We start from the raw sequence: 14742 nt of genomic DNA on the forward strand, positions 1-14742 counted from the left end.
AAACAGCTGCATAGGTTACCGGTTTCGAGCGCTCAGGCCGAGTTTCTTTATACAAACGGGCGTAATCAGTGGCTTTTTTGTTGCTCGATTTGTCTCCAACGGTAATACACAGCGTCTTAAATGCTCTAATCGCCCATCGCGTCTTACAGAAGAATCGTTGCCCACATGGATTTCAAACAGCTCTGGCTCAACGCCCAAGACCTCTGGGGTGCCCTCGAACAGCACCCGTTCCTGCAATCCGGCCTGGCGCTGATGCTGCTATTGGTGATCGCGCTGGTCCTCGGACGAGTGGCGCGCTATCTGATCCTGCACGCCAGCCGCATGCTCGGGCGCCAGCCGGCGCTGCACTGGATCAACGACTTTCGCCACAACAAGGTGTTTCAACGTCTGGCGCAGATGACCCCGTCGCTGGTGATCCAGTTCGGCCTGCACCTGGTGCCGGAACTGAGCAAAACCGCGATGACCTTTCTCGGCAACGTGGCGCTGTCCTTCACCATCCTGTTCCTGCTGTTGTCGGTCAGCGCCCTGCTCAATGCGCTGCTGGACATCTACGCCCGCACCGAACACGCCCGCACCCGCTCGATCAAAGGCTATGTGCAACTGGCGAAAATGGTTCTGTACGTGTTTGGCGCGATCATCATCGTCGCCACCTTGATCGACCGTTCGCCGCTGTTGCTGCTCTCCGGTCTGGGTGCGATGTCAGCGGTGATTCTGTTGGTCTACAAGGACACGTTGCTGTCGTTCGTCGCCAGTGTGCAACTGACCAGCAACGACATGCTGCGGGTCGGCGACTGGATCGAAATGCCGCAAGTCGGCGCCGATGGTGACGTGGTCGACATCACCCTGCACACGGTCAAGGTGCAGAATTTCGACAAGACCATCGTCTCGATCCCGACCTGGCGCTTGATGTCTGAGTCGTTCCGCAACTGGCGCGGCATGCAGCAGTCCGGCGGGCGGCGGATCAAGCGCAGCCTGTTCATCGACGCCAGCGGAGTGCGCTTCATCCGCGACGATGAGGAGGAAAAACTCTCCCAGGTGCACCTGCTGACCGGCTACATGGGCCGCAAGAAAGCCGAGCTCAAGGCGTGGAACGAGGCGCAGGGTAACGTCGCTGCGATGTCAGCCAACCGTCGGCGCATGACCAACATCGGTACCTTCCGCGCCTATGCGCTGGCGTATTTGAAAAGTCACCCGGAGGTTCAGCCGAACATGACCTGCATGGTTCGCCAGATGCAGACCACGGCGCAGGGCATTCCACTGGAAATCTACTGCTTCACGACCACCACGGTGTGGGCCGACTACGAGCGGATTCAGGGGGATATTTTCGACTATCTGCTGGCGGTGCTGCCGGAGTTTGGCTTGAGCCTGTATCAGCAGCCGAGTGGCGGGGATTTGCGGACCGGGTTGCTGCCGGCGGTGTTGGGGGCGGCCAGCATTCCCGAGCCGCAGAAACACCTGATGTAACCCCACAGATCAAAACTGTAGGAGTGAGCCTGCTCGCGATAGCGGTGTATCCGTCAAATCAAAGTTGACTGTCACACCGCTATCGCGAGCAGGCTCACTCCTACAAGGGTTACGCGGTGCGTCTGATACCCAAACGGCTGATCCATACTGCGGCGAGGATGACGCTGCCGCCGAGCAACAATCGCCCCAGCTCTTCGTGCTGATTCCAGATCAGCAGGTTCAGCAGCAGCCCCACCGGCACATGCAGGTTGTTCATCACCGCCAGCGTGCCGCCGTTGACCATGCACGCGCCCTTGTTCCACCAGTACATCCCCAGCGCCGTCGAGACCAGTCCGAGGAACAGCAACACGCTCCACTGCAATGGTGCTTCGGGCAGGAAGTTGGCTTTGCCGAACAGCAGAAATGCCGGCAATACCACCGCCAGTGCGCCGAGGTAGAAAAAGCCGAAACGCCGGTAATGCGGCAGATCGCTCGGGTGTTTCGCCACCAGATGCTTGTACAGCACCTGGCCTGCGGCGTAGGTGAAGTTGGCCAGTTGCAGCAGCAAAAAGCCCATGAAGAAGTCCGGGTTGATCCGGTCGAAGCGAATCACTGCTGCGCCACCCACCGCGACCAGTGCTGCGACCAGCGCCCATGGATTGAAGCGTCGGTTCAGCGCATCTTCGATCAGCGTCACGTGCAGCGGCGTGAGGATGGTGAACAGCAATACCTCCGGCACCGTCAGCACCCGGAAGCTCAGGTACAGGCAAACGTAGGTGATGCCGAACTGCAACGCGCCGATCAGCAGCATGCCGCGCATGAACGCCGGCTCCACCGAACGCCAGCGGGTCAGCGGAATGAACACCAGCCCCGCCAGCACCACGCGCACCAGCACCGCGAAGTAGCTGTCGACGTGTCCGGCCAGGTATTCGCCGATCAGACTGAAGGAAAACGCCTGGATCAGCGTGACAAAAAGTAGATAGCCCATGCTCGCCTCTGTTTCGAATGGCGGCGACGATAGCCGGTTTTACATTCCGCAACCAACACAAAATCCCACTGTAGGAGCTGCCGCAGGCTGCGATCTTTTGATTGTAAAAAACACGGTCAAAAGATCGCAGCCTGCGGCAGCTCCTACAGGGAAGCAGTGAGTCAGAGAAATCCCAGGCAAAAAAAAGCCCGATCTCGCTAAAGCGTTCAATCGGGCTACAGCACTCAGGAGCAACAAGTGCAAAGGGAGGTTCGATGCGCGTAGAGCCTTGAAGGGTTGCGCCAGGTCACTTAAACAAGCGGCGATTATCTGGCGATTAACATATCAAGCGACCTGGGACAGTTTGGCGTTGGCCTGATTCAGGCCCTTCTCCTGGAAGTCGCCGCCCAGGTTCATGCCTTCAGCGTGAATGAAGGTCACGTCATGGATGCCGATGAAGCCCATGACCTGACGCAGGTACGGTTCCTGATGGTCGGCCGGGCCGCCGGCGTAGATCCCGCCACGAGCGGTGAGCACGTAGGCACGTTTGCCGCTGAGCAGGCCTTGCGGGCCGGTTTCGGTGTACTTGAAGGTCACGCCGGCACGCAGCACGTGGTCGAGCCAGGCTTTGAGGGTGCTCGGGATCGCGAAGTTGTACATCGGCGCAGCCATCACCAGTACGTCGGCAGCGAGCAGTTCGTCGGTCAATTCGTTGGAGCGCTCCAGTGACGATTGTTCGTTGGCGCTGCGCTGCTCGGCAGGCTTCATCCAGCCGCCCAACAGGTTGGCGTCCAGGTGTGGAACGGGATTCACGGCGAGGTCACGCACGGTGATCTGATCGTTGGGATGCGCCGCTTTCCACTGACCGATGAAGGTCTGGGTCAGTTGACGGGAAACCGAATCTTGCTGACGGGCGCTGCTTTCGATGATCAGAACGCGGGACATGGTGTGTAGTCTCCATCCGAGAATGTTGTAGGTCGATGGAGTGAAGGTTAAACAGGGTTGTATCGATGAAAAAGCGCAAATAATTGCTGCAAAGTATCGAATAATTCGTTTAGATGCACTGGCACCCCTGTGGGAGCGAGCTTGCTCGCGAAAGCGGTGTGTCATTCAACAATGATGTCGACTGAAACGGCCAATTCGCGAGCAAGCTCGCTCCCACAAGGGATTGACGGTGTTATTTCGGGCTGCAGCTCAAATCGATGCGCAGTCTGATGATCTCGCGGGAGAACTTGGCCGTGGCATTCGTATGCTTGCGGGCCGGGACTTCGATGTTGCGCGTACGCGGTGCTTCCGGGCCATTGTTGAAAACGACTTTGCAGATTGCATCGACATCACCGAAGTTGACGACTTTTATGGAGCCGATGTCTTTGTCGGTGTCGAAGGTCTCGTAGTCGATCTTCAAGCCATTGAGGTTCTTCTGCACATCGATCGGGTAAGCAAACGCACTCAGCGGCAGCAATGCGAGCACCACACAACAGAATTTTTTCATTCGCCAGTCTCCATGAGGGACGGCCAGCTTAGGACAAGAGGAGCTATTGATGAAAGCGCCCCGCGTGACCCTTGATCAATGGCGAACATTGCAGGCCGTGGTCGACCACGGCGGATTCGCCCAGGCCGCCGAGGTTCTGCACCGTTCGCAATCGTCGGTGAGTTACACCGTCGCCCGCATGCAGGACCAGCTCGGCGTGCCATTGCTGCGCATCGACGGGCGCAAAGCGGTGCTCACCGAGGCCGGCGGCGTACTGCTGCGCCGCTCGCGACAACTGGTGAAACAGGCCAGCCAACTGGAAGACCTCGCCCATCACATGGAGCAAGGTTGGGAGGCCGAGGTGCGGCTGGTGGTCGATGCGGCTTACCCCAGCGCACGCATCGTGCGGGCGCTGACCGCGTTCATGCCGCAGAGTCGCGGCTGCCGCGTGCGTCTGCGCGAGGAGGTGTTGTCGGGGGTCGAAGAGGTATTGCTCGAGGGCGTGGCCGATCTGGCGATCACCGGTCTGAGCATTCCCGGTTACCTCGGCGCGGAATTGAGCGACGTCGAATTTGTCGCGGTCGCCCACCCGGATCACGCGCTGCATCGCCTCAATCGCGAACTGAACTTCCAGGACCTGGAAACCCAGATGCAGGTGGTGATTCGCGACTCCGGCCGCCAGCAACCACGCGACGTCGGCTGGCTCGGCGCCGAACAGCGCTGGACCGTCGGCAGCCTCGCCACGGCTGCCACGTTCGTCAGCAGCGGCCTGGGCTTTGCCTGGCTGCCACGACACATGATCGAACGGGAATTGAAGGAAGGCACGCTCAAGCTGCTACCGTTGGATCAGGGCGGCAGCCGCAACCCGAGCTTCTATCTGTATTCGAACAAGGACAAACCGCTGGGCCCGGCAACGCAAATCCTCATCGAACTGTTGCGTACCTTCGACACCTTGCCGCTGGACGCACCGTTCGCCGCCCCTGAGCAAGCCTGACACGGAGTTCACCGATGGCCTATTTCGAGCACGAAGGTTGCAACCTGCACTACGAGGAATATGGCCACGGCACACCGTTGCTACTGGTTCACGGACTCGGTTCGAGCACCCTGGACTGGGAAATGCAGATCCCGGCGCTGTCGGCGCACTACCGGGTGATCGTCCCGGACATACGCGGCCACGGTCGCTCGGACAAACCCCGCGAGCGCTACAGCATCGCCGGGTTCAGCGCCGATCTGCTGGCACTGATCGAGCACTTGAACCTCGGCCCGCTGCATTACGTCGGGCTGTCGATGGGCGGGATGATCGGCTTTCAGTTCGGCGTCGATCAGCCGCACATGCTGAAAAGCCTGACCATCGTCAACAGCGCCCCCGAGGTGAAGATCCGCAGCCGCGACGATTACTGGCAGTGGTTCAAGCGCTGGAGCCTGATGCGCGTGCTGAGTCTGGCGACCATCGGCAAGGCGCTGGGCGGCAAACTTTTTCCCAAGCCTGAACAAGCTGATCTGCGGCAGAAAATGGCCGAACGCTGGGCAAAAAACGACAAACGTGCTTATCTCGCCAGCTTCGATGCGATTGTTGGCTGGGGCGTTCAGGAACGACTTTCCCGGGTGACCTGTCCAACCCTCATCGTCAGCGCCGACCGTGACTACACACCGGTGGCACTGAAAGAAACCTATGTAAAACTGCTGCCCGATGCGCGGCTGGTGGTCATCGCCGATTCGCGCCACGCCACCCCGCTCGATCAACCCGAACGCTTCAACCAAACGCTGCTGGAGTTCCTTGCCACAGCCGATACTCAATCTCAGGAACACTGACCCATGCTGAAAAAACTTGCCCTCGCCGCCGGCACCGTGCTGTTTGCTGCCAACCTGATGGCTGCCACGCCTGTAAAAGCACCGCACGTGCTGCTGGACACCACCAACGGCCAGATCGAAATCGAACTGGATCCGGTCAAGGCGCCGATCAGTACCAAAAACTTTCTGGATTACGTCAACAGCGGTTTTTACACCAACACCATTTTCCACCGGGTGATCCCGGGCTTCATGGCGCAGGGCGGCGGCTTCACCCCACAGATGCAGCAAAAAGACACCAAGGCACCGATCAAAAACGAAGCCAGCAATGGCCTGCACAACGTTCGCGGTACCTTGTCGATGGCACGCACCTCCAACCCGGATTCGGCCACCAGCCAGTTCTTCATCAACGTGGCGGACAACGCTTTCCTCGACCCGGGCCGTGACGCCGGTTACGCGGTATTCGCCAAAGTGGTCAAGGGCATGGACGTGGTCGACATCATTGTCAACTCGCAAACCACCACTAAAAGCAACATGCAAAACGTGCCTGTCGACCCTGTGATCATCAAGTCGGCCAAAGTCATCGACTAAGCTGTACAGGGCGTTTCGAGCGGCGCTGGCCTGACGCCACGCCGCTCACACCGATAAAAGGAGAGCCCGGCATCCGGGCGGTTATCTGATGCTCTATCGCCGTTTCGAACAACTGATCGACATATTCCGTGACGCTCCCACAGCCTCCCCGCCGGATCGTGTCTGGCCCTTCTACACCTATTACCTCAAGCAGGTCTGGCCGAGTTTCGCCGCCCTGCTGGTGGTCGGCCTGTTTGCCGCGTTGATCGAAGTCGCGCTGTTCAGTTACCTGAGCCGCATCATCGACCTGGCCCAGGGCACACCCAACCCGAATTTCTTCAGCGACCATGCCCTCGAACTGACGTGGATGGTGGTGGTCGCCCTGGTACTGCGGCCGATCTTTTTCGGCCTGCACGACCTGCTGGTGCACCAGACCCTGAGCCCCGGCATGACCAGCATGATCCGCTGGCAGAACCACAGCTACGTGCTCAAGCAGAGCCTGAATTTTTTCCAGAACGACTTCGCCGGGCGCATCGCCCAACGCATCATGCAGACCGGCAACTCGCTGCGTGACTCGGCAGTGCAGGCGGTGGATGCGCTGTGGCACGTGGTGATCTACGCGATCAGTTCGCTGGTGCTGTTCGCCGAAGCCGACTGGCGCCTGATGATTCCGCTGCTGACGTGGATCGCCGCCTACATCGGCGCGCTGTATTACTTCGTGCCACGGGTGAAAGAGCGTTCGGTGGAGGCCTCCGACGCGCGCTCGAAACTCATGGGGCGGATCGTCGACGGCTACACCAACATCGCCACCCTCAAGCTGTTCGCCCACACCAATTTCGAACAGCACTACGCCAAGGAAGCCATCGAAGAGCAGACGGTCAAGGCACAGATGGCCGGCCGCGTGGTGACCAGCATGGACGTGGCAATCACCACCATGAACGGCCTGCTGATCGTCGGCACCACTGCGCTGGCGCTGTGGCTGTGGACGCAGTCGCTGATCACCGTCGGCGCGATCGCCCTGGCCACCGGTCTGGTGATCCGCATCGTTAACATGTCCGGCTGGATCATGTGGGTGGTCACCGGCATTTTCGAAAACATCGGCATGGTCCAGGACGGTCTGCAGACCATCTCGCAACCGGTCAGCGTCACCGATCACGAGCAGGCCAAACCGCTGGCCGTGGCCCGCGGCGAAGTGCGTTTCGAGCACGTGGATTTTCACTACGGCAAGAAGAAAGGCATCATCGGCGACCTCAACCTGACCATCAAACCCGGAGAGAAAATCGGCCTGATCGGGCCGTCCGGTGCCGGCAAATCGACCCTGGTCAACCTGCTGCTGCGCCTGTATGACGTCGAGGGTGGGCGCATCCTGATCGATGGGCAGAACATCGCCGAAGTCGGCCAGGAAAGCCTGCGCGCACGCATCGGCATGATTACGCAGGACACCTCCCTGCTGCACCGCTCGATCCGCGACAACCTGCTCTACGGCAAGCCTGACGCCACCGACGCCGAACTCTGGGACGCGGTGCACAAGGCCCGCGCCGACGAGTTCATTCCGTTGCTGTCGGACGCAGAGGGCCGCACCGGTTTCGACGCGCACGTCGGCGAGCGCGGGGTGAAGCTGTCCGGCGGCCAGCGTCAGCGCATCGCGATTGCCCGGGTGCTACTCAAGGACGCGCCGATCCTGATCATGGACGAAGCGACCTCGGCACTCGACTCCGAGGTCGAAGCGGCGATTCAGGAAAGCCTGGAAACCCTGATGCAGGGCAAAACCGTGATTGCCATTGCTCACCGTCTCTCGACCATCGCTCGCATGGATCGGCTGGTAGTATTGGAAAACGGCAAGATCGCCGAGAGCGGCACCCACGCCGAACTGCTGGCGCATCGCGGATTGTATGCGCGGTTGTGGGCGCATCAGACCGGGGGGTTTGTCGGCATCGATTGATCACAAAAAAGTCTGACTTTGTGAACTTTTGTGGCGAGGGAGCTTGCTCCCGCTCGGCTGCGCAGCAGACGCAAAGCCCGCCAACTGTGCGAGTCTGACACTACCGGTGCAGATAGTGTTGGGACAGCTTCGCTGTCCAGCGGGAGCAAGCTCCCTCGCCACACAATGCCTGCCCGCCAGAAAACCGCCCCAGCCCGCCAAACACAGGCTCTGGCGGTTTTTTTGCGCCTGCTGGAAATCCATCCAAAGCCTGCTGTACTCAGCCAAGGTTCCAGCGCGGAACCTGTCGTAAATCGGCAAGGAAGCACAACGCAACACAGTCTCGATAGCACGCCTATCAAGGACTCTCTCATGTCTCTGTTCAAACGTTCAGTCACTGAGTTGTTGGGTACGTTCTGGCTGGTTCTGGGTGGTTGTGGCAGTGCGGTGCTTGCGGCGTCTTCGCCGCTGGGCATTGGGGTGCTGGGGGTGGCCCTGGCGTTTGGTCTGACGGTGCTGACCATGGCGTTTGCCATTGGCCACATCAGCGGTTGTCACCTCAATCCCGCAGTGTCAGTCGGTTTGGTGGTTGGCGGGCGGTTTCCGGCCAGGGAGCTACCGGCCTACGTCATCGCCCAGGTGCTCGGCGGGATACTCGCCGCCGCGCTGCTCTATTACATCGCCAGCGGCAAGGAAGGCTTCGACATCGCCGCCGGCCTGGCCTCCAACGGTTACGGTGAGCATTCACCGGGCAAATACTCCATGGCGGCAGGCTTTGTCACCGAGCTGGTGATGACCGGGATGTTCGTGATCATCATCCTCGGCGCCACCGACAAACGCGCCCCGGCGGGCCTCGCACCGATTGCCATCGGCCTGGGCCTGACGCTGATTCACCTGATCTCGATTCCGGTCACCAACACCTCGGTCAACCCGGCACGCAGCACCGGGCCGGCGCTGATGGTCGGCGGCTGGGCGATCGCGCAGTTGTGGATGTTCTGGGTCGCGCCGCTGCTGGGAGCGGTAGTGGGCGGGACGATTTATCGCTGGCTGGGCAAAGAGGAAACCTGAAACCACCACCTCCCCTGTAGGAGCTGCCGGAGGCTCGGGCCGCGATCGGACGATCTTTTGATCTTAAAAACAACATCAAAAGATCGTCCGATCGCGGCCCGAGCCTGCGGCAGCTCCTACAGGGATCTAGGTTTGGCGATAGGGCAAGGCTGTTCTGGCTTCCTCGGCGTACGCAAGAACGCCGGCGCGTTCCTGTTGCAGGAAGTCTTTGACGGCGGCCTTCAGGCCCGGATGGCGCAGGTAGTGCCAAGAGTGGGTGATCACCGGCTCAAAACCGCGAATAAGCTTGTGCTCGCCCTGAGCACCGGCATCAAAGCGCTGATACCCTTGGGCAATCGCATAGTCCATGCCCTGATAGAAACATGTCTCGAAATGCAGCCGATCAAACTCGGCCAGACAGCCCCAATAACGTCCGTAGAAGCTGTCGCCTCCGACCAGACTGAAGGCCATCGCCACCGGACGTGAACCCTGTTTGGCCAGCACCACCCGAATCGCCTCCGGCATCCGCGCAGCCAGCAGACTGAAAAACTCGCGCGTCAGGTACGGCGCCTGGCGGCGCACGGCGTAGGTGTTGGCATAGCAGGCGTAGACAAAATCCCATTGCGATTCATCCAGCTCACGCCCCACCAGCCATTCGAATTCGAAGCCCTGCCCCGCCACTTGCTCGCGCTCTTTACGCATTTGCTTGCGCTTGCGCGAACTGAGCGCGTCGAGAAAATCCTGGAAGTCCCGATAACCGCGATTCTGCCAGTGATACTGACAGCCGATACGTTGCAGCCAGCCCGGCTGCTCGGCCATGGCGGCATCGGTGAACGGATCGGTGAAGTTGATGTGCGCGCTGGAAAGTTCTTCAATTTCCAGATAACCCGGCAAGCTCTTGAGCAGTTCGAAACCGTCCTCGACCTTTGCCGCCAACAGCCGTGGGCCGCTGACCGGGCTGAACGGCACCGCCGTCAGCAGCTTGGGATAGTAATCGATGCCGGCGCGGGCACAGGCATCGGCCCAACCGTGATCGAACACGTACTCACCGTAGGAATGCCACTTGCGATAACTGGGCAGCGCCGCGATCAGCTGATCATCTTCGACGTGCAGCAGATGCTCGGCTTGCCACCCCGTATGCGGGCCGACGCTGCCGCTGTCTTCCAGTGCACTGAGGAACGCATGGCGCAAAAACGGCTGGTTCTCGGGCACCAACGCGTCCCATGTCGCCGGGGCGATTTCTGACAGGCTTTGCAGGCGTTGCAACGGCATCCACTGACTCTCCACTTCCGGGCTTCAAAGCCCCGCGAGTATCGCTTATCGCTGCCCTTTGCACACGAGCAATCGGACGACAGCGCTCTAGATCAATAGTTCAGGGCAACTTTGTATCGTCATCGACATGACATCACTTAGCCACTGCTCTGTCATAAACCATCGCGATACTCGCTCCTGTTTTTAGAGCGCCGGGTTCTACCTGGACACTGTTTTCCGACGTGCGCGTCGGTGTGCCCCGGATGGTTCTGCCATCCCTCTCATCTTCGGAGATTGCTATGCGTCTTGCTTCCACGAAAACTGCGGCGGCCTTGTGCGGTGGCCTGTTGCTGGCCATGAGCGTTCCGGCCAGTGCTGCAGTCGACGCCAAACTGCTCGACATGCTCAAGGCCAACGGTTCCATTTCCCAGGCGCAGTACATCGAACTGCAAACTGAACTGGCCAAGGATCAGAAGGCCCAGCAAATCGCGCAGCAGGCGCAGCAAGAGACCAACGAGCAGATCGCGGCGACCGCGAAGAAAACCAACGAGCTGAGCTCCTTCGACCAGAAACTCGCCTGGGCCGCCAAGACCCAGTTCAAGGGTGACGTGCGTATTCGTCAGGAGACCGTCAAGATCGACGGCGAATCCAACAACGGTGGCCGTGACAAGGATCGCCAGCGTATCCGCGCACGTCTGGGTGCCTACACCGAGATCAACCCGCAAGTGGACACCGGTATTCGTATCGCCACCGGCGGCGGCGACGATGCCCGCTCGACCAACCAGGACATGGACAACTACTTCGACAAGAAGCAGATCTGGCTCGACTTGGGCTACATCGACTACCACCCCGATGCGATCAAGAACCTGCACGTGATCGGCGGCAAGATGCTGCAACCGTGGGTCAGCATGGGTGACGTGATCTGGGATAGCGACATCAACCCGGAAGGTCTGGCCGTTACCTACAAATACCCACTGGGCAGCAGCGCCGAACTGTTCGGCAGCCTGGGTAACTACACCCTCAAGGACAACGTCGACGGAGAAGGCGTGCAATTTCGCCACGACCTGCGCCTGACCGCTGGCCAGTTGGGCAGCCGTTTTGCGATCACCGACAACCTGAAACTGACCCTGGGCGGCAGCGTCTACGCCTACCAGAACGACGAAGACAGCCGCTGCACCGGGACGTCCACACCGTGCGCGCTGTCGGTCAACGGCAACTCGGCGAACAACGAGTTCCGCCTGTACGAAGGTTTCAGCCAGATCGACATCGGCGGTCTGCCAATGCCACTGTCGTTCTACGGTCAGTACGTGAAGAACAACGACGCCGTGACCGACGCCGACACTGCGTGGCTGGTCGGTGCCAAGTCGAAAGTCTTCGGTCTGAACCTGGACTACAACTATCGTGACGTACAGCGTGATGCCGTGGTCGGCGCGTTTACCGACTCCGACTTCGCCAACGGCACCACCGGTTCCCGTGGGCACAAGTTCAAGGTCGGTTACGACATCGACAAGAACTTCGCCATCGGCGCCACGTACTTCCTGACCAAGGCCGACTTCTCCAGCCGCACCCAGCGCGACGCAGACACCAATACCCTGCAACTGGATGCGGAAGCCAAGTTCTAAAACGCGTCACCCTCTAGCCTGACGCGGGCGGGACGATCCCCATCATCCGTTCGTGTCGTCCGCGCCGGGCTATTTCTGCAGGATGCAAAAAAAAACCTGTAGGAGTTGCCGCAGGCTGCGATCTTTTGATCTTGTTCTGAGGATCAAAAGATCGCAGCCTGCGGCAGCTCCTACAGGAGATTATCTTTTCGGCGTTGCTCGGCCAGGCGTTCGGCCAACGCGTCAACACCCTCTTGGGGCCTCTCCGGCATCGCCTTCAACGTGGCCTGCATCAAACGCATCTGACGAATGAAGCGCCGACAGTTGGGGCAGAACATCAGGTGATGGCGCACCAACAGTTTCTCGCGAAAGCTCAACTGGCCATCGAGATAATCGCTGGAGCGTGCCACTTGTTCCTTGCAGGTCAGCATTCGCCGGTCTCCTCAAAATGCTCCACCGTGGCGAAGACTTTCAGCCGCGCCCGATGCAGCAGCACCCGGACATTGGAGAGCGAGATCTCCAGAAGATTACAGATTTCTTCCAGCTCCAGGCCCTGACGCTCGCGCAGCAGCAGAACACTGCTTTGCAGTTCCGACAGGCTGAGCAAGGTGTGCTCCAGGCAATCACGCAATTCGCTTTCGGTGAGCAAGGCTTCCGGGGTGTCCTGATGCCAGGCGAACGGCGCCACCAGCCAATGACCGTCACCGGGCGAAAAGCGATCGTCATCGATGGTGCCGTGGGGTGACGGCAGATCATCCATCAACACTTCGCGACGATTTTGTTTGTAGCGGCTCTTGGCCGAGTTGGCGGTGATAGTCAGCAGCCAGGTCTTGAGACTGGAACGGCCCTCGAAGCTAGCGATATGGCGCACCACAGAGAGCCAGGCGTCCTGCACCACTTCTTCGACATGGCGCTGGCCAACAATCGCGTAAGCCACCGCGCGCATGGCGCTCTGGTAGGTGCTGACCAGTTCCTTGAAAGCCTTTTGCTCACCCGCGAGCAGACGTTCGAGCAGTTGGGTGTCGTCCATTGCGGCCATGCACGCCTCGTTTGCAAATACCGATTAACGTTAACGCACTCGACCCTGTGGCGAGCGAGCTTGCTCGCGCTCGGCTGCGCAGCAGACGCAAAACCGGCGATTGCGGTTCTTCAGCAAGACCGCAATCGCCGGTTTTGGGAGCGCTACGCACTCCAGCGGGAGCAAGCTCCCTCGCCACAAGGGCGGGTGCCTCAGCGTTTGCGCAGGATCACGCTGCCGATCGAGTAACCGGCGCCGAACGAGCTCAATACCGCCAGCGAACCACTGGCCAGATCGTCCTGATATTTGTGGAAGGCAATCACCGAACCCGCCGAGCTGGTGTTGGCGTAGGTGTCGAGGATCACCGGTGCTTCTTCTTCGGTGGCTTCGCGGCCCAGCAGCTTGCGCACGATCAGGTGGTTCATGCTCAGGTTGGCCTGGTGCAGCCAGAAGCGCTTGACGTCGCCGACGTTGAGTTTGTTCTCCTCCAGGTGCTCGCCGATCAGCTCGGCAACCATCGGGCAGACATCCTTGAACACCTTGCGGCCTTCCTGCACGAACAGCTTGTCACGGGCACCGATGCCCTCTTCCGCAGCACGGTTGAGGAAGCCGAAGTTGTTGCGGATGTTGTTGGAGAACTTGGTCAGCAGTTTGGTGCTGACCACGTCGAACTGGTACGGGGAAGTCGCCAGATCGGCACGCTCGATGATCACCGCCGTCGCCGCGTCACCGAAGATGAAGTGGCTGTCGCGGTCACGGAAGTTCAGGTGACCGGTGCAGACTTCCGGGTTGACCATCAGGATCGCCCGGGCCTGGCCCAGTTGCACGCTGTTGGCCGCGGCCTGAATGCCGAAGGTCGCCGAGGAGCAGGCGACGTTCATGTCGAAACCGAAGCCCTGAATGCCCAGTGCTTCCTGGACTTCGATGGCGATCGCCGGGTAGGCGCGCTGCAGGTTGGAGCAGGCAACGATCACGCCGTCGATGTCGGCGGCTGACTTGCCGGCGCGTTGCAGCGCCTGTTCGGCGGCGCCGATGGCCATCTGGCAGAGTACCGACCATTCGTCGTTGGAACGCTCCGGCAGACGCGGGGCCATGCGTGCAGGATCGAGGATGCCGTCCTTGTCCATGACAAAGCGGCTCTTGATGCCCGAGGCTTTTTCGATGAAGGCGGCACTGGATTCGGTCAGCGCCTGGACTTCACCGCTGGCGATGGCGTCGGCGTTGTCGGCGTTGAACTGCGCGACGTAGGTATTGAAAGACTGCACCAGCTCTTCGTTGGAAATGCTGTTGGCCGGGGTGTACAGGCCGGTGCCGCTGATGACGACGTTATGCATGGTCGTTTCTCTAATCTGTTCAGGCAGAAAGCGCTGGCACCGACGTACCAACACACAAAGGGTCTATTCCCGTCCGGGGGACGCTGACCTGGCATCGCTTTATCCGCCACGTGACCCGGCCGAAGGCTCTGGGTCACGAAACCGGCGTTTATGGTCGCGAAGTTTGCCATAAACCTTGGCTTTTGGCGCCTTCTCCCGCAAAACGCACTCCCTGTAGGAGCTGCCGCAGGCTCGGGCCGCGATCGGACGATCTTTTGATCTTTATCTTTTAAAAGCAAAATCAAAAGATCCCAGCCTGCGGCAGTTCCTACAGGGGGATGCGGGGTTGGGA

At 60.0% G+C, this 14742-nt stretch carries 14 protein-coding genes; 7 read left to right on the forward strand and 7 right to left on the reverse strand.

The genetic code is table 11. The features are described from left to right. Positions 1 to 165 precede the first annotated feature (165 nt). Complete coding sequence (locus ACU680_RS19650; RefSeq protein ID WP_448180302.1) at positions 166 to 1464, forward strand: mechanosensitive ion channel family protein; 1299 nt, start codon at positions 166 to 168, stop codon at positions 1462 to 1464. 109 nt (positions 1465 to 1573) lie between these two features. Here ACU680_RS19650 and ACU680_RS19655 read toward each other — a convergent pair whose 3' ends face one another. The 3 genes from ACU680_RS19655 to ACU680_RS19665 all read right to left on the reverse strand — a co-directional run bounded on the left by ACU680_RS19655 (position 1574) and on the right by ACU680_RS19665 (position 3902). Then, positions 1574 to 2431: a carboxylate/amino acid/amine transporter gene (locus tag ACU680_RS19655; RefSeq protein WP_448180303.1), complete on the reverse strand. Its 858-nt coding sequence runs from the start codon at positions 2429 to 2431 to the stop codon at positions 1574 to 1576. Between the two features lie 324 nt (positions 2432 to 2755). Then, positions 2756 to 3355 (reverse strand): FMN-dependent NADH-azoreductase, encoded by a 600-nt coding sequence (locus ACU680_RS19660; protein WP_448180304.1) that lies wholly within the window; start codon positions 3353 to 3355, stop codon positions 2756 to 2758. 232 nt (positions 3356 to 3587) lie between these two features. After that, a complete protein-coding gene (locus tag ACU680_RS19665; RefSeq protein WP_367083715.1) occupies positions 3588 to 3902 on the reverse strand; it encodes a 3-phosphoglycerate kinase in 315 nt (104 codons plus the stop codon). Between the two features lie 49 nt (positions 3903 to 3951). On the opposite strand from ACU680_RS19665, the gene ACU680_RS19670 reads away from it, so the two are divergent. From ACU680_RS19670 to aqpZ, 5 genes are all read left to right on the forward strand, one after another. Beyond that, on the forward strand, positions 3952 to 4875 hold the full coding sequence (locus ACU680_RS19670; protein WP_007965998.1) for a PA3225 family LysR-type transcriptional regulator: 924 nt from the start codon (positions 3952 to 3954) through the stop codon (positions 4873 to 4875). A 14-nt stretch (positions 4876 to 4889) separates the two neighbouring features. After that, entirely contained in the window at positions 4890 to 5693 is an 804-nt protein-coding gene (locus tag ACU680_RS19675; RefSeq protein WP_448180305.1) for an alpha/beta fold hydrolase, read from the forward strand. Between the two features lie 3 nt (positions 5694 to 5696). After that, entirely contained in the window at positions 5697 to 6260 is a 564-nt protein-coding gene (locus ACU680_RS19680; RefSeq protein WP_448180306.1) for a peptidylprolyl isomerase, read from the forward strand. 88 nt (positions 6261 to 6348) lie between these two features. Then, on the forward strand, positions 6349 to 8181 hold the full coding sequence (locus tag ACU680_RS19685) for an ABC transporter ATP-binding protein (protein ID WP_007966002.1): 1833 nt from the start codon (positions 6349 to 6351) through the stop codon (positions 8179 to 8181). A gap of 351 nt (positions 8182 to 8532) precedes the next feature. Then, positions 8533 to 9228 (forward strand): aquaporin Z, encoded by a 696-nt coding sequence (gene aqpZ, locus ACU680_RS19690; protein WP_448180307.1) that lies wholly within the window; start codon positions 8533 to 8535, stop codon positions 9226 to 9228. Positions 9229 to 9354: 126 nt separating this feature from the next. On the opposite strand, the gene ACU680_RS19695 is transcribed toward aqpZ, so the two are convergent. Further along, the gene (locus tag ACU680_RS19695) at positions 9355 to 10479 is read right to left on the reverse strand and encodes a GNAT family N-acetyltransferase (RefSeq protein WP_448180308.1); all 1125 of its coding nucleotides are present in this window, start codon (positions 10477 to 10479) and stop codon (positions 9355 to 9357) included. Positions 10480 to 10757: 278 nt separating this feature from the next. Here ACU680_RS19695 and ACU680_RS19700 point away from each other — a divergent pair, with 278 nt between their 5' ends. Further along, entirely contained in the window at positions 10758 to 12080 is a 1323-nt protein-coding gene (locus ACU680_RS19700; protein WP_007966005.1) for a putative porin, read from the forward strand. A gap of 170 nt (positions 12081 to 12250) precedes the next feature. Here ACU680_RS19700 and ACU680_RS19705 read toward each other — a convergent pair whose 3' ends face one another. From ACU680_RS19705 to ACU680_RS19715, 3 genes are all read right to left on the reverse strand, one after another. Further along, positions 12251 to 12490 (reverse strand): anti-sigma factor family protein, encoded by a 240-nt coding sequence (locus ACU680_RS19705; RefSeq protein ID WP_448180309.1) that lies wholly within the window; start codon positions 12488 to 12490, stop codon positions 12251 to 12253. Then, complete coding sequence (locus ACU680_RS19710; protein ID WP_400759303.1) at positions 12484 to 13098, reverse strand: RNA polymerase sigma factor; 615 nt, start codon at positions 13096 to 13098, stop codon at positions 12484 to 12486. The genes ACU680_RS19705 and ACU680_RS19710 overlap by 7 nt, the downstream gene beginning before the upstream one ends. A gap of 191 nt (positions 13099 to 13289) precedes the next feature. Further along, a complete protein-coding gene (locus ACU680_RS19715; protein WP_448180310.1) occupies positions 13290 to 14411 on the reverse strand; it encodes a beta-ketoacyl-ACP synthase III in 1122 nt (373 codons plus the stop codon). Positions 14412 to 14742: the final 331 nt, after the last annotated feature.

The sequence above is a fragment of the Pseudomonas sp. LF020 genome, assembly GCF_053456425.1.